The organism is Kitasatospora sp. NPDC032150 (genome assembly GCF_055579945.1).
The window spans coordinates 216,762-236,989 of sequence record NZ_JBVIMH010000006.1 but is presented as its reverse complement, the minus strand read 5'-3'; the positions used below and the strand labels follow the sequence as shown (position 1 = coordinate 236,989).

Genomic DNA, 20,228 nt, shown 5'->3' with positions numbered 1-20,228 from the left:
CAGCGATGAGGTGGCATGAGCGAGCGGAGCGAGGCGCGAGCACAGGGCCAGGGCCGTAGCCAGGCGCACGACCGCGCCGCCACTCCTCCGTCGGCGGGCTCTGTGGAGCCCGCCGACGGAGGTGATCGCCCGGACGCCGGTCAGACCACCTCGGACTGGTACCTGGCGGACACCTACGCCCAGGACCCGTACGCGGCCGACCCGTACCGCACCCCGGCCGACCCGGACCCGTACGGCGTCCGGCGCGCGGCCGAGGAGGCCCGGAAGGGCGAGGAGTCCGAGGCAACCGCCCCGCAGCTGCCGCAGCAGCCAACTCAGCGGCCCGGACCGAGCCTGACCGCGCCCGCCCCGCGCTGGGCCTCGGCCGCCCTCGACGAACTCCCGGACAGCACCGAGCCGGGCGCGCCGGAACCCGCCCGCCAGGGCTCCCCCCGGGACACCGAGACCACCGAGTACGTCGGCGTGGACGCGCTGCTGAGCGAGACGGGCGGCAGGAACCGCGGAAGGTCCGCCGAGGAGCGGCCGTTCGTCCCGCCGATCGAGTTCGACCCGCCGCTCTCCGAGGCCGAGGCCGTGCTCCGGTCCGCCGCCGAGGCACCGGCCGAGGACCCGGTCGGGGCCGGAGCCGACACCGCGGCCGCGGTCGAGGTGGCAGTGGCGGTGACGGAGAAGCCCGGGCCGAAGACCGTCGAGGCGCCGCCCACCGCACCCGGAGGTGAACCGGCACCCGAACCCGCACCGGACGGCGGCGGCGAGAGCGACGACTCGGGCACGGGGGGCGGCGGGCGGACCGGCGGTCTGCTGGGCTCCAGCGCCGTCATGGCGGCCGGCACCCTGGCCTCCCGGGTCACCGGTTTCCTGCGCACCATGGTGATCGCCGCCGCGATCGGTGTCGGCACCATGGGCGACTCCTACAACGCCGCCAACACCCTGCCCACCCTGCTGTACATCCTGATCGGCGGCGGCGCGCTGAACGCCGTCTTCGTGCCGCAGCTGGTCCGCAGCATGAAGCAGGACGAGGACGGCGGCACCGCCTACGCCAACCGGCTGCTCACCCTGGTGATGACCGGGCTGGCCGGGGTCGCCTTCACGGCCGTGCTGGGCGCCCCGCTGCTGGTCCAGCTGATCTCCCACTCGCTGATGCGCGACCAGGCCAGCGCCGACACCACGGTCGCCCTCGCCCGCTACTGCCTGCCCACCGTCTTCTTCATGGGCGTCCATGTGGTGATGGGTCAGATCCTCAACGCCCGCGGGCGGTTCGGCGCGATGATGTGGACCCCGGTCCTCAACAACATCGTGGTGATCTTCACCTTCGGGGCGTACCTCTGGGTCTTCGGCACCTTCCAGCACAGCGAGGTCACCCCGGCGAGCATCACCCCGGAGGGCATCCGGCTGCTCGGCCTGGGCACCCTGCTCGGCCTCGCGGTCCAGGCACTCTCGATGATCCCGTACCTGCGAGCGTCCGGCTTCCGCTTCAGGCCCCGCTTCGACTGGCGCGGCCACGGCCTCGGCAAGGCCGCCCGGCTGGCCAAGTGGACCTTCCTGTTCGTCCTCGCCAACCAGGCCGGCTACCTGGTGGTCACCCAGCTCGCCACCGCGGCCGGGCGCGCCGCCGAGGCCAGGGGCCACCTGGGCGCGGGCCTCGCCGCGTACTCCAATGCCCTGCTGATCTGGCAGCTGCCGATGGCGGTGATCACCGTCTCGGTGATGAGCGCCGTCCTCCCCCGGCTCTCACGCTCGGCCGCCGACCAGGACCCCGGCGCCGTCCGCGACGACCTCTCGTACGGGCTGCGCACCTCGGCGGTGGCCATCGTCCCCGCCGCCTTCCTCTTCCTCTCCCTCGGCCCGGTGATCGGCGGTGCCGTCTACGGTGTCGGCAACGGCGGCTCGGCCGCCGACGGCAGCACCGCGGTCGGCTACATGCTCTCCGCCTTCGCGCTCGGCCTGATCCCGTACTCCGTCCAGTACGTCCTGCTGCGCGGCTTCTACGCCTACGAGGACACCCGCACCCCGTTCTCCAACACCGTCTGGGTGGCCGCCTGCCAGGCCGGTACGGCGGTGCTCTGCTACCTTGTGCTGCCGGCCCACCTGGCGGTCACCGGGATGGCGCTCGGCTACGGCGCCTCCTACGCCGTGGGCGTGGCGGTTGCACTGCCCAGGCTCAGGGCCCGGATCGGCGGCCTGGACACCCCCAGGATCGCCAAGACCTACGTCCGGCTCGCCATCGCCTGCGTCCCCGCCTCCGTCGCCGGATTCGGGATCAGCCTGCTGCTCCGCGGCGTGCTGGACGGCTGGCCGGGCAGCGTACTCACCCTCGTGGTGGCCGCCGCGGCACAGCTGGCGGTTTTCACGGCGATGGCCAGGCGGATGCGGATCGAGGAGCTCAACGGGATGATCGGTATGGTGCGGAGCCGGATCGGACGCTGACCTGACGTCAACCGGTACGCCCGCCGTCCGGTCCGAAGGGCCATCCGTTCACCGGCGGGCAACCACCGGGTCCCCTCAGCGGTCGTACCAGGGGAGGATGAGTGGGCACAATTGTCCTGGCACCACTCAGCCCCCGACGGGCCGGGCAGGCGGCCGGATTTCCGGGACGTTAACCGGGGCGATACAAGGGGAGGCAGGACCACGGTGGCTGATGGCACCAAGGCGGTCGTCGACACGTCCGTCGCGGACGAGGCGGCGCTGGCCATGGCACTCGGCGACATTCCGAGCGACACATCGGACGAGCAGCCGGGAGGCGACCTGGACGGTACCGCCAAGGGCACCGGGGACACCAAGGGGTCCGGGGCCGGCCGGCCCGCGAAGAACGGCCAGGCCGCCAGGAGCGACGGCTCCGCCGGGGCCGGCACCGGATCCGGCCGGGCGGAGCCCGTCAAGAGCACCGGGGTCGGCGAGTCCACCGCGCCGCTGTCCTCCGCCGAGATCGCCGCCGAGCTCGCGGCCGGTGCCGCCGCGCTCGCCGCCGCCGCGAAGGAGACGGCCGACGAGATCAACGAGGCCGCCGCCTCGGCGGCGAAGGGGTCCGCCAAGCCCATCGCCGCGTCCACCCCGAAGCCCATCGCCGCGTCCACCCCGAAGCCCATCGCCGCATCCACCCCGAAGCCCGGCGGCACGCCCTCCCCCGCCGCCAGGGCCGCCGGCGACACCGGACAGCTCCCCGCCGCCCTCCCCGCCCCGCTCCGGCACAGCGGCGACAAGATCGCCGGCCGCTACCGGCTGGAGGAGTGCATCGGCCAGTCCGAGAGCTTCAGCAGCTGGCGCGCGGTCGACGAGAAGCTCCGCCGCGCCGTCGGCGTCCACCTGCTCGCCGCCGGGCACCAGCGGGCCAAGGCCGTGCTCGCCGCCGCCAAGTCCGCCGCCCTGCTCGGCGACCCGCGCTTCGTCCAGGTCCTGGACGCGGTGCAGGAGGGCGAGCTGGTCTACGTGATCCGCGAGTGGCTGCCCGACGCCACCGATCTGGCCAAACTGCTCGCCGCCGGCCCGATGGAGCCGTACGACGCGTACCAGATGGTCCGCCAGGTCACCGACGCCATCACCGCCGCCCACCGGCGCGGCCAGGCCCACCTGCGGCTCACGCCGCGCTGCGTGCTGCGCACCGAGAGCGGCCAGTACCGGATCAACGGCATCGCCGTGGACGCCGCCCTGCGCGGCCTGACCAGCGAGGACGCCGAGCGCACCGACACCCGCGCCATCGGCGTCCTGCTGTACGCCGCGCTGACCCACCGCTGGCCCTTCCCGGAGGACCGGTACGACCTCCAGGGGCTGCCCAAGAGCCTCGGCTGCGTACCGCCGGACCAGGTCAAGGCCGGCGTCCACAAGGGCCTTGCCGAGCTGGCCACCCGAGCGCTGTGCGAGCCGCTGCCGCACAACCTGGAGCCGATCACCAGCCCGGAGGAGCTGGCCAAGGCGATCGCGCTGATGCCCAGGATCCGTCAGCCCGAGCCGCCCGCGCCCCCGGCCTTCACCCCGCGCTACAGCAACCCGCGCCCGGCGCAGCCGCAGAACCGCCCCGGCCGGCCGGACGGCGGGCAGCCGAACAACGCCCGGCCGCTGGACACCGAAAGGATCCCGCCGCGTCCGGCCCGCCAGCGCCGCGGGCTGCACACCTTCGCCAAGTGGACCGCCTCCCTGGTCGCGCTGGCCGCCATCGGCACCGGCTCCTGGCAGCTGGTGACCACCCTGAACCACCAGACGGACCGCGGCGCCGCCGCGGCCGGCACCTCGCCCAGCAGCAGCCCGGGCGGCGCCCAGGGCGGTTCCGCGGCACCCGTGACCGCGGACGCCAAGCCGATCCCCGTCAAGGGTGCCCACCAGTTCAACGCGCTCGGCGGCGACTCCGAGCACGAAGACGAGGCGCCGAAGGCCATCGACGGCGATCCCAAGACCTCATGGCTGACCACCGGCTACAACGCGAACTTCCCGAGCCTGAAGGAAGGCACCGGCCTGGTGCTCGACCTCGGCTCGGAGCGGCAGGTCAGCTCGGTCCACGTCCAGTTCCTCGGCAACACCAAGGCCGAGCTGCTGGTCGCCCCCAAGGGCACGTCCGACCAGCCGCCCGCCAACCGGACCGGCCTCGACCTGTTCGGCCAGGCCGTGGCCTCGGGCCAGGGCGATTCGGTCGACCTGAAGCCGCAGGCACCACTGACCACGAGGTACCTCTTGATCTGGCTGACCAGCCTCCCCCAGGATACGGATGGCCGCTACCGGGGCCGGATCGCCGAGGTCCAGGTCAGCGGCTGAGCTGCCACGGGAGCCCGTCCCGATGAAGCCGCCGGACCAGAGGGGGGAGACATGAGCGAGGAGCCCTCCGACGCCGACCTGCTGGCGCGGCACCGCGCCGGCGACCCGGACGCCTTCGGGGTTCTCGTCCGCCGCCACCGGGACCGGCTCTGGGCCGTCGCGCTGCGCACCCTCGGCGACCGCGAGGAGGCCGCCGACGCGCTCCAGGACGCCCTGGTCTCCGCCTTCCGCTCCGCGCACACCTTCCAGGGCCGGTCCGCCGTCACCACCTGGCTGCACCGGATCGTGGTCAACGCCTGCCTGGACCGCGCCCGCCGCGCCACCGCGCGGCGGGCCGGGTCCCTGGACGAGGAACCCCAGCGGCTGGACACCCTGCTCGGCAGCACCGAACCCGCCGAGGCCTCGGTGGTCCGTGCGGAGCTCCAGCGCGAGGTGACCGCCTCGCTGGCCACCCTCCCGGTCGACCAGCGCGCGGCACTGGTCCTGGTGGACATGCAGGGCTACCCGGTCGCCGAGGCCGCCGAACTCCTCGGGGTGCCGGTGGGCACGGTCAAGAGCCGCTGTGCCCGCGGCCGCGCCAGACTGCTGCCGCTGGTCCGCCACCTGAGAGCCGCCTCGGCCGAGGACGACCCGGGCCCCGCCGCCTCCCCGGCGGCCGTTTCACGTGGAACACCGTCCAGCCCGGGCGGGAACCCGACCCGCCCCGGCCCCGTCAGAACAGCGGGCCGCCATCTGCCCGAACAGGTCCTGGAAGGAGATGTGACCTCGCGATGACGTCTGGTACCCCCTCCTGGACCGCCGCCGACGGCGCCGACCCGCACCCCGGCATCGAGCTGCTCGCCGACCTCGCCGAGGACCTCGCCGACCCGGACCTGGTGCCGGACCTCCGCCGGCACCTCGCCGAGTGCCCGGACTGCGCGGACGGCTTCGCGGCCTTCGCCGAGGTTCGGGACCTGCTGAGCACGGTGGAGGCACCACCGCTGCCCGCCGACATCGCCGAACGCATCGACGCGGCCCTGGCCGCCGAGGCAGCGCGCCTCCCGGTGGCGGAGCCGCGCCCGGCCGCCGCCGGCCCGGCCGAAGCGCGACTGACCGGAGCGCAGCCGGCCGGACCCCCGATGGCGGAACCCGACGGTCCCTTCGGCCCCGCCTCGTCCGCCGAGCGCACCGCCCGGGCCACCAAGGGGACGTCGGCCCCGCCCGGACGGCCGGCGGACCGGACCCGGCCCGGTTCGTCCACTGCCGCTTCCCCTGGGCCCGGCGGTCCCGGGCGTCCCGCTCCGGCCGGGCGCCGCCGCCGCGGACGGCTCGTGCTGGGGGCCGCCGCCCTGATCGCCGTCCTCGGGATCGGCGGTGCCCTGATGGTGCGACAGGACGGGGCACGCGTCCGGGCGGACGGCGCCCCGGCGACGGCCACCTCCACCGCGGTCGCCCGCCCAACCGGCGGACCGGGTACCCAGGGCGCCGACGCCCAGCATCCGGCGGCCGCCGCCGGGGACGGCGGCCCGGTCTTCCAGGACGACCAACTCGCGGCACAGATCAACCAGTTGGTCGCCGCGAAGACCACGTCCAAGATGCCCTCGGCGGCCGGTGCGCAGCCGGAGGCGGCCCAGACGCCCGCGCTCGGCAGCCGGCTGTCCTCCGCCGTCCCCAGCTGCCTGGACGGCGTCGCGGGCGGCATCACCGGCGCCCCGCTCGCCGTCGGCCACGGCCGCTACGGCGGCGCCGAGGTGACCGCCCTGGTCTACCCGCTTCCGGACCGGCCCGACAGCCTCGACGTATACCTCGTCACACCGTCCTGTCCGGGCGCCACCGTGGTGCTGCACCGCGTCCTGCCCGCTGGCTGAGCCGTCCGCCCACCGCCTCGCCGGAACGGAGCCCGCCGACCGGCGACCGCATCCCGCCCACGGTTCGGGCGCCTGCTGCACGGAGCCCCGGGAATGAGCGACACTGGTGAGTCGTTGTCCGGGGCGGCGGAGAAGCCGCCCTCCCCGCAATAGCGCCCAATCGCACGGCCCGAGCCGTGCGATGCGAACCAGGAGATGCAGTGAGCGACGACGTCCGCAACGTGATCATCATCGGCTCCGGCCCCGCCGGGTACACGGCCGCGCTCTACACCGCCCGAGCCTCCCTCAAGCCGCTGGTCTTCGAGGGCGCCGTCACCGCCGGCGGTGCGCTCATGAACACCACCGAGGTCGAGAACTTCCCCGGCTTCCGCGACGGCATCATGGGTCCCGAGCTGATGGACAACATGCGGGCGCAGGCCGAGAAGTTCGGCGCCGAGCTGATCCCGGACGACATCGTCGCGGTGGACCTCACCGGCGACATCAAGACCGTCACCGATTCCGAGGGCAACGTCCACCGGGCCCGCGCCGTGATCGTCACCACCGGCTCCCAGCACCGCAAGCTCGGGCTGCCCCGCGAGGACGCGCTGTCCGGCCGCGGCGTCTCCTGGTGCGCCACCTGCGACGGCTTCTTCTTCAAGGGCCAGGACATCGCGGTGGTCGGCGGCGGCGACACCGCGCTGGAGGAGGCGACCTTCCTCTCCCGCTTCGCCAACAGCGTCACGGTGATCCACCGCCGCGACACCCTGCGCGCCTCCAAGGCCATGCAGGAGCGCGCCTTCGCCGACGAGAAGATCACCTTCGCCTGGGACAGCGCGGTCCAGGAGATCCACGGCGACCCGAAGCTGAGCGGGGTGACGCTTCGCGACACCACCACCGGTGAGACCCGCGAGCTGCCCGTCACCGGCCTGTTCATCGCGATCGGCCACGACCCGCGCACCGAGCTCTTCAAGGGCCAGCTCGGCCTCGACGCCGAGGGCTACCTGAAGGTCGAGTCCCCCTCCACCCGCACCAACATCCCCGGCGTCTTCGCCGCCGGCGACGTGGTCGACCACACCTACCGCCAGGCCATCACCGCCGCCGGCACCGGCTGCGCCGCCGCCCTGGACGCCGAGCGCTACCTGGCCTCGCTGGCCGACCTGGAGGCCCAGGCCGCCACCGTCGCGGCCTGACCCGAACCCCACCCGGCGGAGGTCCCGCTCACAGCCTGGCCGCGCCGCTGTTTCACGTGAAACACTCCCCGACGACGTGGAACGCGGACAGCCTGCGAGGGACCTCCGCCGAAACAGAACAGCCGTGCTGGTTGTTATCAAGCACAGGCTGTTATCCACCCCCAAGGGTGCCGACCGGATTCTTCCGGACCGAAGCACCATCTCGTCCGCGACCCTGAGGAGTTCCCGTGGCCGGCGCCACCATCACCGTGACCGACGCGACCTTCGACGCCGAGGTCCTCAAGAGCGACAAGCCCGTCCTCGTCGACTTCTGGGCCACCTGGTGCGGCCCGTGCCGCCAGGTCGCCCCGATCCTGGAGGACATCGCGAAGGAGCACGGCGACAAGCTCACCGTTGCCAAGCTGGACGTCGACAACAACCAGGAGACCGCGACCGCGTACAACGTGATCTCCATCCCCACGCTGAACGTCTACCGGAACGGCGAGCTTGTGAAGACCATCACCGGCGCACGCCCGAAGGCCGCGCTGCTGCGCGAGCTGGCCGACTTCATCTGATCGGCGGCGCAGCCACCAAGCACGTCCGAGGGCGGGCCACCGGGATTCCGGTGGCCCGCCCTCGCCGTCTGCTCCGCCGCATCCGGCAGCCCCGCTCAGAACGGCCGCAGGGCCGGCTCCTTCCGGGCACCGCCCAGCAGCCGTTCCAAGGCGACCTCCACGTCCCCCTTCCAGGAGAGCGTGGTGCGCGCCTCCAGTCTCAGACGGGGGTAGCGGTGGTGCGGGCGTACCGTCTTGAAGCCCACCGCCAGCAGATGCTCGGCCGGCAGTACACAGCTCGGGATCTCCCGGCCCACCGCGCCGAACGCCTCGACCGCCTTGAAGCCCCGGCCGACCAGGTCCTTGGCCACCGTCTGCACCAACACCCGGCCGATCCCCTGCCGCTGGTAGCCGGGCAACACCCGACTGATCATCAGCTGTACGGCGTCCGGCGAGATCGGACTGGTCGGGAAGGCCAGCGAACGCGGTACATACGCGGGCGGCGCGTACAGCACATACCCGACGGGGATCTCGTCCACGTAGACGATCCGACCGCAGGAACCCCACTCCAACAGTACGGCGGAGATCCAGCTCTCCTTCTCCAGCTCGGGCTTTCCGGACTCCACCGCCGCCTTGGCGCTCACCGGGTCGAGCTCCCAGAACACGCAGGCCCGACACGTCGTCGGGAGATCCCCAAGGTTGTCCAGCGTCAGCGGAACGATCCTCCGTCCCACGCCCCACACCTCCTCATCCACCCCGGGCGGACATCACATCCATGAGCTTCCTCCGGAAACGGTTCGGGTGCACGTTTCACGTGAAACATGCACCCGAACCCAGGCTCCGGAACCCTCAGCCCTGCGACAGCCGCAGGCCGTCCTCACCGGGAGCCAGACTGTCCAGAATCCGGTTGAGGTCCTCGACGGAGCCGAACTCCAGGACCACCTTGCCCTTGCCCAACTTTCCGTTCCGCTGCGACACCTCGACCTTCACCCTGGTCTCGAACCGGTCCGAGAGCCGCTCGGAGAGGTCTTCGAAAGCGGGGGAGAAGAGCTTCCCCGCCTTGGGGGAGGGGCGCTTCGGCTTCTGCTCCCGGTCCATCACCGCGACGATCTCCTCGGTGGTACGCACCGAGAGACCCTCCGCCACGATTCGCCGGGCCAGCTGGTCCTGCCGCTCGCCGTCCGGGACGCCCAGCAGTGCCCGGGCGTGGCCCGCCGTCAGCACGCCCGCGGCCACCCGGGCCTGCACGGCCGGGGAGAGCTTCAGCAGTCGCAGGGTGTTGGAGACGTGCGAACGCGAGCGGCCGATCCGGTCGGCCAGCTCGTCGTGGGTGCAGGAGAAGTCCTGCAGCAGCTGATCGTAGGCCGCGGCCTCCTCCAACGGGTTGAGCTCCGCCCGGTGCAGGTTCTCCAGCAGCGCGTCGAGCAGCAGCTTGTCGTCCTCGGTGGCCCGGACGATCGCCGGGATCAGCTCCAGACCGGCCTGCCTGGAGGCCCGCAGCCGACGCTCGCCCATGATCAGCTCATACTGCCCGCCGTCGACCTGACGGACCACCACCGGCTGGAGCAGGCCCACCTCCTTGATGGAGGCGACCAGCTCGGCCAGCTTGTCCTCGTCGAAGACCTCGCGTGGCTGACGCGGGTTCGGCCGGATCGCGTCCAGCGGCAGCTCCGCGAACCTGGCGCCCGCGACCGGGTGGAGCACCGCCTCGCCCAGCACCGCCTCCAGCACGCTGTGCTGCGACTGCCCGGCCTGCTCCCGTGCGCTCCCGGCCGCAGCCTTCGCCGCCGCCGTACCCCGCCCGGACGGCAGCACCGGAACCGCGGTCGGGGAGAGCACGCCGGAGGGCACCGCCGGGGCAGGCTCCCCCGTCCTGGCGGCCTTTACCGCCGGGGCGCCCGCGAGCGGCTCCTCGGCCGGGCCGGCGGCCGGCCCCACGGCCGGTGTCGCCGCCGGGATCAGTGCCCCGAGCCCTCGTCCCAGCCCCCTGCGCCCACCACTCACCGGTTGTCCTCCATCGTGCCGTGCTGTGCCATCGGAACAGCCGGCGCGTCACTCGCGCTCCGCTGCTGTCCCACCGAGCCGTGCTCCACCGCGCCCTGTCCCGTACCGCCGGGCTGCCCCAGGCCGACCGCCCTCAGGGCCAGCTCACGGGCCGCCTCCAGGTAGGACAGCGCACCGGTGGAACCCGGGTCGTAGGTGAGCACGGTCTGCCCGTAACTCGGAGCCTCGGAGACCCGGACCGACCGCGGGATCGCCGTCGGCAGCACCTCCTGCTGGAAGTGGGTCCGGACCTCCTCCGCCACCTGGGCCGCCAGCCGGGTCCGGGCGTCGTACATGGTGAGCAGGATGGTGGAGACGTGCAGCGCCGGGTTCAAGTGCGCGCGGACCAGTTCGACGTTCCGCAGCAGCTGGCCGAGCCCCTCCAGCGCGTAGTACTCGCACTGAATCGGGATCAGCACCTCCTGGCCCGCCACCAGCGCGTTGACCGTCAGCAGCCCGAGCGAGGGCGGGCAGTCGATCAGGATGTAGTCCAGCGGCTGTTCATAGGCCGCGATGGCGCGCTGGAGCCGGCTCTCCCGGGCCACCAGCGAGACCAGCTCGATCTCGGCACCGGCCAGGTCGATGGTCGCCGGGACGCAGAACAACCCCTCCACGTCCACCACCGGCTGCACCACGTCGGCCAGCGGCTTGCCCTCCACCAGTACGTCGTAGATCGACGGCACCTCCGCGTGGTGGTCGATCCCGAGCGCCGTGGAGGCGTTCCCCTGCGGGTCGAGGTCGACGACCAGGACGCGCAGGCCGTGCAGTGCCAGTGCCGCGGCCAGATTGACGGTGGTGGTGGTCTTCCCCACCCCGCCCTTCTGATTGGCAACCACGATCACCCTGGTCGCCGTCGGCCTGGGCAGCCCTTCACCGGCACGCCCGGCAGCTCGTACTGCGGCCCGGGCAGCGCGCGCGATGGGCGTGTCATCGATCTGATCGATGGTCTCCGAGTCCTGCATGTGGGTCAGTGTTTCACGTGAAACCGGAGCGGCAACAGTCGCCGCCCGGCTGCGGGCGAGGATTCCAGAGAGCAGGGAGCGACGTTTCACGTGAAACACCATGCCCGCAATGCCGGAAATCTGACGGTGCGACACTCCGACGAGTTACGGCGGCGCCACCGAGGGCACCCGAAAGCACCAAGCGGGCGGCTCGCGCCACCCGCCTGTTCACCCCTGGGCGATCCGATCCGCTGCCGCCGTTCACCCCCATCGCCCCTCCACCGGGCGCGGCCTCCGGACGGCAGACCGGGGATCCACCGCTCGCGCCACGCCCGTCCCCGAGGCGGAGTCGCCTATCGCCGGATTCGGCATCGGCACGCCCGTTCCCCGGACACGCCACCGCCTCGAACGGGCCTGTTCCTCGGGCGGCCCTCCGCTTCACGACGGGCCCGTACGCCTGCCGGGGGCCGCGGCCCCCGGCAGGCGTACGGGCCCGGAAAAGTCGCAGCCCCGGCAGGGGGTGTGGTCCCGGTGGAGCCGTGGGCCACCCTGCCCCACGCCGTGCCCGCGAACGGGACCTCAGCGCCGGCGGCGCCCAGCCCCACGGGGGCCGTCACCGGCCTTGCCGGACCGCCCGGCCCGGGCTGCCTTCGCCCTGCGGGTCGCCGCCTTCACCCCGCCCGGGCTCTCCCCGGCCTCCACCCGGACCACCCGGGTCGAGGTCTCCAGGGTGCCCTCACCGACCGAGATCACGGACCAGTTGACCGCACCGAGCTTGGTCAGCGCCGACCGCGAGTCCGCCAGCTCCTGCTCCGCCGTGTCGCCCTTGAGCGCCAGCATCTGCCCGTACGGACGCAGCAGCGGCATCCCCCACCCGGCCAGCCGGTCCAGCGGTGCCACCGCCCTCGCGGTGACGATGTCCACCGAGAGCTTGCCGACCATCTCCTCGGCCCGGCCGCGCAGCACCGTCACATTGTCCAGGCCGAGCTCCCGGACCACCTCCTCCAGGAAGGTGGTCCGCCGCAGCAGCGGCTCCAGCAGCGTCACCGAGACATCGGGACGCGCCATCGCCACCGGGATGCCAGGCAGCCCGGCGCCCGAACCGACATCGCACAGCGAGGTACCGGCCGGCAGCAGCTCGGCCAGCACCGCACAGTTGAGCACATGGCGGTCCCAGAGCCGGGGCACCTCACGCGGACCGATCAGCCCGCGCTGCACCCCGGCCGTCGCCAGCAGCTCGGTGTACCGCAGAGCGACCGGGAACCGTTCACCGAAGATCTCCTGCGCCACGGCCGGCGCCTGCGGCAGTTCGTGCCGACCGTCCTCGCCGCCGTCCGCCGGGGTACCCGCGGCCGCCACGCCGTCCGTCTCCATCTCAGCCTCTCCGCTCACCGTCTCCACCGACCCGCACTCACCGGGTGGGCCATCCGGTCCATGTTCCATATGGGCTCTGTTTCACGTGAAACACAACGTGTGAAAACACAACGCGTGAAACGCGACCGCCGCCGACCACGGCACACCCGCCCTCGTGTGCCCAAGCCGCCCCGGAGGGACGACGACCCCGCCCGCACGAGGCGGACGGGGTCGGTCGACAGGCCGCCTGCGACGTCAGCCCGGCAGGACGACGACGCAGCGCTGGGGCTCCTCGCCCTCCGACTCACTGCGCAGACCCGCCGCGGCCACCGCGTCGTGGACCACCTTGCGCTCGAACGGGGTCATCGGGCGGAGCTTCACCTGCTCACCCGTGCTCTTGACCTGCTCGGCCGCCTTGCTGCCCAGCGCCGCCAGCTCGGACCGCTTGCGCGCCCGGAACCCGGCAATGTCCAGCATGAGGCGGCTGCGCTCGCCGGTCTCCCGGTGCACCGCCAGCCGGGTCAGCTCCTGCAGGGCCTCCAGCACCTCGCCGTCGTGGCCGACCAGACGCTGCAGGGAGCGGTCGTTGCCGTCGCTGACGATGGACACCAGAGCGCGGTCGCCCTCGACATCCATGTCGATGTCACCGTCAAGGTCCGCGATGTCGAGCAGACCCTCCAGGTAGTCGGCCGCGATGTCACCCTCCTGCTCCAGGCGGGCGATCAGACCGTCGGCAGCGCCCGCACCGGTCGCCGCCTCGGCCTCGGCAGCAGAGGTGGTGCCTTCCGTCACTGATGGACTCCTTCAGGAATGGGCCCTCGGGTGGGCCGAGAAACGAAGATCTGGCTGAAGTCCGTCAGGACTTCTTCCTCGGCCGCTGGCCGCCCTGCCCGCCCCGCTTCGGCTGCTGACGCGCACCCGGCTTGCCCGCACCCGGCTTGGCCGCGCCCGGCTTGCCCGTCGCCGCCTTGGCCGGAGCCGACCCGGCCGGAGCGGGCTCGTCGGCAGCCAGCGGGGCCGACTCCGCGGCCAGGGGGGCCTGCGCGCCGGCGCCGCCGGACTGCGTCCCGCTCTGCTGGCGCTGCGCCTTGGTCTGCTTGCGCGGCTGCTGCCGCCGCACCTGCGCCGCGTCCTCGACCACGGCCTCGGCCGTGGCGGCACCCTTGCCGGAACCACCGGAGAACAGCGCGAGCAGCCCGCTCTTCTTCACCGAGCCGTCCGGGTTCAGCCGGCCGGCCTTCTTCAGCCGGGCCTGGCGCTCGGCGTACGCCTTGCTGCCCGGCGTCGGGTTGTTGCGGATGACGATCAGCTGCTGACCCATCGACCAGATGTTGGTGGTCAGCCAGTAGACCAGCACGCCGACCGGGAAGTTGATGCCCATCACGGCGAACATGAGCGGGAAGACGTACATCAGCATCTTCTGCTGCTGCATGAACGGCGTCTTGACCGTGAGGTCCACGTTCTTGGTCATCAGCTGGCGCTGGGTGACGAACTGCGACAGCGACATCAGCACGATCATGATCGCGGTCACGATCTGCACGTTCAGCTGGTCGGAGCCGACGAACTTGGCCGACAGCGGGGCACCGAAGATGTGCGCCTGCTTGGCGCTGGCCAGCAGGCCGGGAGTGATGACGCCGATCGTCTTGCCGCTCGCGACCGAGCTGAGCACGCCGTAGAGGGCGGTGAAGAACGGCGCCTGCACGAGAATCGGAAGGCAGCTGGAGAACGGGTTGGTACCCGCCTCCTTGTACAGCTTCATCATCTCTTCGGACTGGCGCTGCCGGTCGTTCTTGTAGCGCTCCTGGATGGCCTTCATCTTGGGCTGGATCGCCTGCATGGCCCGAGTCGCGTTGATCTGCTTCACGAAGAGCGGGATCAGGCAGATTCGGATGACGACCACCATCGAGGCGATCGCCAGACCCCACGCCCACCCGCCGTTCGGGTCGAAGACGTGGCTGTACAGCGTGTGGAACTGGACGATGATCCAGGACACCGCGGTGTACAGAGGACTGAGGAAGGACCAGGTCACCGGTCAGACTCCTTGGACATCGGGCTTGGCCACCGGCTCAGGCCCGGCGGTCCCGCTCTTCGGGCTCAGCAGATCGCGCAACCGACGGTGCCAGACCGGGTGCTTGCGCGGCGGTACATGGTCGACCCCACCGGGCGACCATGGGTTGCAGCGCAGAATGCGCCACGCGGTCAGGGCACCACCCTTGACCGCGCCGTGCACCCGCACCGCTTCGTACCCATAGTGCGAACACGAGGGGTAGTACCGGCAAACCGGGCCGAGCAGCGGACTGATCGTCCACTGGTAGAGCCTGATCAGCCCCATCAGCAGGTACTTCATCGCCCTGCTCCTGTCGGCACGGCATCGGCCGGCTCCGCCCGGAGCAGCCGCCGCAACGCCGCGTCCAGGTCGTGCTCCAGATCCAGGTACGAGGCCGTCCCGGCCGGGGGCAGCGCACGTACCACTATCAGGCTACCTGCGGGGAACCGGGACAGGCGCTCGCGGACCAGGTGGCGCAGTCGCCGCTTCACCAGATTGCGGACCACCGCGGGACCGACAGCCTTGCTCACGACGAAACCCGCACGCGCCGAAGGGAGCCCCTCGGCGACGTGCGGGTGGGAGTCGCTGTTCCGGTCGGTCCGCCTCACAGCCGCCCCGTCTCTGTTGAGATGGACGACCAGCAGGGGCCGACCGGCCCGACGACCGCGTTTCACTGCGGTCGCGAAGTCCTGGCGCCGCCGCAGCCGATTCTCGGAGGGCAGCACTGCAGACCTCGGATTCGGATCAGGCGGACAGGCTGGCGCGGCCCTTGCCACGGCGGGCAGCCAGGATGGCGCGGCCGGCGCGGGTACGCATCCGCAGCCGGAAGCCGTGGGTCTTCGCGCGACGACGGTTGTTCGGCTGGAAGGTGCGCTTGCTCACTCGGGGGCTCCTGAGATGAATCGTAGGACGACGGGACGTCGCTTGGCCGTCACCGTGCGTCCGCGCGATCTCTCCTGATTGAGAAATCTGGCCGCAACGTCCCAGGTCGGCTGGGGTTGCGGCAAACCACGGCGCCCGTGCTGCGCGCCTTGATGGAAGCGGGAAGACCCGCGGACATGCGGCAGCGGCCATCGACAACTCGACCTGGTTACGGTACGCGGCACGGGGGCGGAGGGTCAAACCGGCCACCCGGCCCCACCCCCGCCCAGTTCCGCAAACGCTGCCGATCATGATGTCCCGGACCGGCGCCGGTCCGTTCCACACACCCGCGTGGCCTCGTCCGCCGCCCGGGCCACAACTGCGCGCGCCCGCCCACGCACCGGGAGTACGTTCACCCACAGCCTGTGGACAACAACTTGAATCCAGCCCCATCGGCTGACTACCGTTGCAGGACTTGTCGGGATTGTTCATCGGATCGGACCGGCACCCGGAGTCCCTTGACACCCCCGATTCGGGGAACGAGAAAGCGTGCACCAGTGGCTGATGTCAACAGCGATCTCGTCGTTGTCTGGGCGAGGGTCGTCGAGCGGCTGGTCAACGACTCGGGCGTCGGCGACAGCGACAAGATGTGGCTACGCCGTACCCAGCCGATGTGGATGATGCACGACACGGCCCTGCTGGCCGCGCCCAACGAGCGCGCCAAGCAGGTGCTGGAGGGCCGGCTGCTGCCGCCGCTCACCGAGGAACTCAGCCGCGAGTTCGGCCGCCCCGTGCGGATCGCCGTGATGGTGGACGCCAACGCCGTCCCGCCGGCTGCCGGCCCCGCGCCGTCCGAGCCCCAGCCCACCGACTCCCGCCCCCAGCAGCCGCAGCACCCCCAGGGCGGCCAGGACCGGGAGTGGCAGCAGCCCTACCGCGAGCAGGAGGCCGAGGCGGGCCGCTGGCCCGTCGCCGAGAGCTTCCCCGCTTCCGACTACTCCGGCAGGTACGACTCCCCGGCCGCCGAGGCCCCCCAGGGCTACGAGCGCACCGGCCGGTACGACACCGCCGGCTACGACCAGCGACCCGCCCCCTACGGCGGTGAGCAGCCCGACTGGGCGGAGACCTCCGAGCGGCCGGGCGGCTGGGACGGCAGCTACGGCACCCGGCCCGCCGAGCGGCGCGGCGAGTCCCCTTCCCGGGAGTCCGGTACCGCCGCCCAGGGCGACCTGTTCGGCGGCGCGTACGGCGCCGGCCCGGACGACCGTCCGCGCAGCGCCGGTGGCGTCCGGCGCACCCCGCCGGTTCCGCAGCGCCAGCCGGGCGTCCAGCCCGATCCCGGGGGGCAGCTCCCCGACGCCCGCCCCCAGCCCGGAGCACCCGCCACCGCCGGCGGTGCGCTGCCCGAGCGCACCCCGAGCCCAGGTGTGCCCGCGCCCCCCGGCGCCCCCCCGGCCGGCGGCTCGCGCAAGGACGAGCCCGCGGCCCGGCTGAACCCCAAGTACCTCTTCGACACCTTCGTGATCGGCGCCAGCAACCGCTTCGCGCACGCCGCGGCGGTGGCGGTCGCCGAGGCCCCGGCCAAGGCGTACAACCCGCTCTTCATCTACGGCGAGTCCGGCCTGGGCAAGACCCACCTGTTGCACGCCATCGGCCACTACTCGCGCAGCCTCTTCCCGGGCACCCGGGTGCGCTACGTGAGTTCGGAGGAGTTCACCAACGAGTTCATCAACTCGATCCGGGACGGCAAGGCGGACGCGTTCCGCAAGCGGTACCGGGACATGGACATCCTGCTGGTGGACGACGTCCAGTTCCTGGCGAGCAAGGAGTCCACGCAGGAGGAGTTCTTCCACACCTTCAACACCCTGCACAACGCCAACAAGCAGATCGTGCTCTCCTCGGACCGGCCGCCCAAGCAGCTGATCACCCTGGAGGACCGGCTGCGGAACCGCTTCGAGTGGGGACTGATCACCGACGTCACTCCGCCCGAGCTGGAGACCCGGATCGCGATCCTGCGCAAGAAGGCGATCCAGGAGCAACTCAACGCTCCCGCCGACGTGTTGGAGTTCATCGCGTCCCGGATCACCCGCAACATCCGGGAGTTGGAGGGTGCGCTGATCCGGGTCACCGCCTTCGCCAACCTCAACCGGGCGCCGGTGGACCTGGAGTTGGCGGGCATCGTCCTCAAGGACCTGATCCCGGGCGGCGACGAGGACGCGGGCCCCGAGATCACCGCGCAGGTCATCATGCAGCAGACCGCCGCCTACTTCGGGCTGGGTGTGGACGACCTCTGCGGCTCCTCGCGCAGCCGCGTGCTGGTGACGGCGCGCCAGATCGCCATGTACCTGTGCCGGGAGCTCACCGACCTGTCGCTGCCGAAGATCGGTGCCCAGTTCGGCGGCCGGGACCACACCACGGTGATGCACGCCGACCGGAAGATCCGCTCGCTGATGGCCGAGCGGCGCTCCATCTACAACCAGGTCACCGAGCTGACCAACCGCATCAAGAGCTAGTACGGGACGCCTCGGCCCGTTTGAAGGGGAGTCAGGACCACCTGGCTCCCCTTTCGCATGCCTGCGGGAGCACGGGCCGCAGGTGGCCGCGCGGCGCTCTCGCGGCACCCTCGCAGCGGCCAGGACCGGGCTCCGGCGGGACGGTCGTGGAAGAAAACAGGTGTAACGGCCGCGATCACGGGGCAGGATTCGCACAGTCGACGCTTCGCCAGGTGGACTGCCGCAACGAACATCTGACCGCCGATTCGAACGGGGCGGAGTCGGGGGACGGCAATCCACAGGACCGGGTGGTTTTCCCCCGTCCACAGGCTGGGGAGCCCAGAGTTATCCAGAATTCGTCCACAGGACGCTCGCCGCTACGCTCTTCGACGCAGGTCAGACCCCTGTGGACTTGTGCACAACAGTTATCCACAGGCTGTGGACAGTTGGCGACCCCTCAGTGCGCCGGATGGGTTATCCACCGGCTGTCCCCAGGAGAGGGCCGGTTATCCCCAGGTTCTCCACAGGGGCATCCACAGTTCGACAGCATGCAGCAACAATTCACCTGCTGGTGTGAAAGCCGTCACGAGAAGTTGACAGTGCCCCGTGGATAAACCGGCCATGATCTGGGGATGGGGCTGGGGATAACCTGTGGATACCCTGCGTGCCCTGTGGGTAACGCTCCGCCGTCCACAGCGGACGCTGCTTGTCCACAGCTACGATCCACACCCACTGTGGACAAAAAATGGGCTTTGACCTGGGGAAACGTGGTTATCCACGGTATCCACAAGCCCTACTACTACCACTACACCTATAGACCCCTCGCCTTGATCAACAGCGGGGTGGGCCAAAATCTGTGGACAGTCCGAACCCGACATCTGTTCGGACTTGCGTCCGCCCGATTGCCCAGTCTGTCGGTGGAGTACGTCAGACTGTTCTTCGGCAACTGGAAACCGGAGGGCTCAGGCTCGGCGGCCAGGTGTCGGTAGACGATCAAGAGCACAAGCGACAGCGGAGTCCAGGAGGCGGTTACCGGTGAAGTTCCGGGTGGAGCGTGACGTCCTCGCGGAGGCGGTGGCCTGGGCTGCCCGCAGCCTCCCGGCGCGGCCGCCGGTGCCGGTGCTGGCCGGCCTGCTGCTGACGGCCCAGGAGGGCGCCCTGGCGCTGTCCGGGTTCGACTACGAGGTCTCGGCCCGGGTCGAGCTGGAGGCGGACGTGGAGGAGGCCGGTACCGTCCTGGTCTCCGGCCGCCTGCTGAACGACATCTCGCGCAACCTGCCCAACCGCCCGGTGGAGATCTCCACCGACGGCATGCGGGTCAGCGTGGTCTGCGGCAGCTCGCGCTTCACCCTCCCCAGCATGTCCGTCGAGGACTACCCGGCCCTGCCGCAGATGCCGACCGCGACCGGCAGCGTCCCCGGCGACGTCTTCGCCTCCGCCGTCAGCCAGGTCGCCGTGGCGGCCGGGCGGGACGACACCCTGCCGGTGCTCACCGGTGTCCGGGTCGAGATCGAGGGCGACCGGATCACCCTGGCCGCCACCGACCGCTACCGCTTCGCGGTCCGCGAGCTGCTGTGGAAGCCCGAGCAGGCGGACATCTCCGCCGTCGCCCTGGTCCCGGCCAAGACCCTGCAGGACATCGCCAAGTCCCTGGGCAGCGGCGACAGCGTCTCCATCGCGCTCTCCTCCGGCGGCGCCGGCGAGGGCCTGATCGGCTTCGAGGGCGCCGGGCGCCGGACGACCACCCGCCTGCTGGAGGGTGAGTTCCCGAAGTACCGCACGCTGTTCCCGACCGAGTTCAGCGCGATCGCCGCGATCCAGACCCAGCCGTTCCTGGAGGCGCTCAAGCGCGTGTCGCTGGTCGCCGAGCGCAACACCCCGGTCCGGCTCAGCTTCGAGCAGGGTGTGCTCACCCTGGAGGCCGGCTCCGGCGACGACGCCCAGGCCACCGAGCGGGTCGACGCCGACCTCGAGGGCGATGACATCTCGATCGCCTTCAATCCGGGCTACCTGGAGGAGGGCCTCAAGGCCATCGACGCTCCGTACGCCCAGCTGAGCTTCACCACCTCGACCAAGCCGGCCCTGCTCAGCGGCAAGGCCGCGGTGGACGCCGAGGCGGACGTCGCGTACCAGTACCTGATCATGCCGGTGCGGCTCTCCGGCTGACGGCCGGCCGCCCCCCGGTCGGAGCCCGTCCTC

Annotated in this window: 17 protein-coding genes; 8 read left to right on the top strand and 9 right to left on the bottom strand. The window is 71.6% G+C overall.

Going from position 1 to position 20,228, the window contains the following annotated elements; genetic code table 11:
• Positions 1-15: 15 nt before the first annotated feature.
• The 6 genes from murJ (at position 16) to trxA (ending at position 8,313) form a co-directional block, all read left to right on the top strand.
• Positions 16-2,427 carry a murein biosynthesis integral membrane protein MurJ gene (gene murJ / locus ACZ5ON_RS10425; protein ID WP_465588579.1) on the top strand — a complete coding sequence of 804 codons (2,412 nt, stop codon included), beginning with the start codon at positions 16-18 and terminating at the stop codon, positions 2,425-2,427.
• A 204-nt stretch (positions 2,428-2,631) separates the two neighbouring features.
• Positions 2,632-4,743 carry a protein kinase family protein gene (locus ACZ5ON_RS10420; protein ID WP_465588576.1) on the top strand — a complete coding sequence of 704 codons (2,112 nt, stop codon included), beginning with the start codon at positions 2,632-2,634 and terminating at the stop codon, positions 4,741-4,743.
• 51 nt (positions 4,744-4,794) lie between these two features.
• Positions 4,795-5,517: an RNA polymerase sigma factor SigM gene (gene sigM / locus ACZ5ON_RS10415; RefSeq protein ID WP_465588573.1), complete on the top strand. Its 723-nt coding sequence runs from the start codon at positions 4,795-4,797 to the stop codon at positions 5,515-5,517.
• Positions 5,514-6,590: a hypothetical protein gene (locus ACZ5ON_RS10410; RefSeq protein ID WP_465588570.1), complete on the top strand. Its 1,077-nt coding sequence runs from the start codon at positions 5,514-5,516 to the stop codon at positions 6,588-6,590. The genes sigM and ACZ5ON_RS10410 overlap by 4 nt, the downstream gene beginning before the upstream one ends.
• Before the next feature lie 200 nt (positions 6,591-6,790).
• Positions 6,791-7,759 (top strand): thioredoxin-disulfide reductase, encoded by a 969-nt coding sequence (gene trxB, locus ACZ5ON_RS10405; protein ID WP_465588567.1) that lies wholly within the window; start codon positions 6,791-6,793, stop codon positions 7,757-7,759.
• A 227-nt stretch (positions 7,760-7,986) separates the two neighbouring features.
• Positions 7,987-8,313 (top strand): thioredoxin, encoded by a 327-nt coding sequence (gene trxA, locus ACZ5ON_RS10400; RefSeq protein WP_465588564.1) that lies wholly within the window; start codon positions 7,987-7,989, stop codon positions 8,311-8,313.
• 95 nt (positions 8,314-8,408) lie between these two features.
• Here the strand turns inward: trxA and ACZ5ON_RS10395 are convergent, their stop codons facing one another.
• From ACZ5ON_RS10395 to rpmH, 9 genes are all read right to left on the bottom strand, one after another.
• On the bottom strand, positions 8,409-9,026 hold the full coding sequence (locus ACZ5ON_RS10395; RefSeq protein ID WP_465588561.1) for a GNAT family N-acetyltransferase: 618 nt from the start codon (positions 9,024-9,026) through the stop codon (positions 8,409-8,411).
• A 115-nt stretch (positions 9,027-9,141) separates the two neighbouring features.
• The gene (locus ACZ5ON_RS10390) at positions 9,142-10,296 is read right to left on the bottom strand and encodes a ParB/RepB/Spo0J family partition protein (RefSeq protein ID WP_465588558.1); all 1,155 of its coding nucleotides are present in this window, start codon (positions 10,294-10,296) and stop codon (positions 9,142-9,144) included.
• Positions 10,293-11,297: a ParA family protein gene (locus ACZ5ON_RS10385; protein WP_465588555.1), complete on the bottom strand. Its 1,005-nt coding sequence runs from the start codon at positions 11,295-11,297 to the stop codon at positions 10,293-10,295. The genes ACZ5ON_RS10390 and ACZ5ON_RS10385 overlap by 4 nt, the downstream gene beginning before the upstream one ends.
• 558 nt (positions 11,298-11,855) lie before the next feature.
• On the bottom strand, positions 11,856-12,650 hold the full coding sequence (rsmG, locus tag ACZ5ON_RS10380) for a 16S rRNA (guanine(527)-N(7))-methyltransferase RsmG (RefSeq protein WP_465588552.1): 795 nt from the start codon (positions 12,648-12,650) through the stop codon (positions 11,856-11,858).
• Positions 12,651-12,884: 234 nt separating this feature from the next.
• Positions 12,885-13,421, bottom strand: coding sequence for a Jag family protein (locus ACZ5ON_RS10375; RefSeq protein WP_465588549.1), 537 nt, complete (start codon positions 13,419-13,421; stop codon positions 12,885-12,887).
• 64 nt (positions 13,422-13,485) lie between these two features.
• Complete coding sequence (yidC, locus tag ACZ5ON_RS10370; protein WP_465588545.1) at positions 13,486-14,658, bottom strand: membrane protein insertase YidC; 1,173 nt, start codon at positions 14,656-14,658, stop codon at positions 13,486-13,488.
• Positions 14,659-14,661: 3 nt separating this feature from the next.
• The gene (gene yidD, locus ACZ5ON_RS10365; protein ID WP_344639011.1) at positions 14,662-14,976 is read right to left on the bottom strand and encodes a membrane protein insertion efficiency factor YidD; all 315 of its coding nucleotides are present in this window, start codon (positions 14,974-14,976) and stop codon (positions 14,662-14,664) included.
• Positions 14,973-15,401 carry a ribonuclease P protein component gene (gene rnpA, locus ACZ5ON_RS10360; RefSeq protein ID WP_465588540.1) on the bottom strand — a complete coding sequence of 143 codons (429 nt, stop codon included), beginning with the start codon at positions 15,399-15,401 and terminating at the stop codon, positions 14,973-14,975. Before rnpA ends, yidD begins: the two co-directional genes overlap by 4 nt.
• A 19-nt stretch (positions 15,402-15,420) precedes the next feature.
• Entirely contained in the window at positions 15,421-15,558 is a 138-nt protein-coding gene (gene rpmH / locus ACZ5ON_RS10355; RefSeq protein ID WP_030059672.1) for a 50S ribosomal protein L34, read from the bottom strand.
• A 536-nt stretch (positions 15,559-16,094) separates the two neighbouring features.
• On the opposite strand from rpmH, the gene dnaA reads away from it, so the two are divergent.
• Together dnaA and dnaN are read left to right on the top strand one after the other, a co-directional pair.
• Entirely contained in the window at positions 16,095-18,050 is a 1,956-nt protein-coding gene (gene dnaA / locus ACZ5ON_RS10350) for a chromosomal replication initiator protein DnaA (protein WP_465588537.1), read from the top strand.
• Between the two features lie 1,014 nt (positions 18,051-19,064).
• Positions 19,065-20,195 carry a DNA polymerase III subunit beta gene (gene dnaN / locus ACZ5ON_RS10345; RefSeq protein ID WP_465588534.1) on the top strand — a complete coding sequence of 377 codons (1,131 nt, stop codon included), beginning with the start codon at positions 19,065-19,067 and terminating at the stop codon, positions 20,193-20,195.
• Positions 20,196-20,228 lie beyond the last annotated feature (33 nt).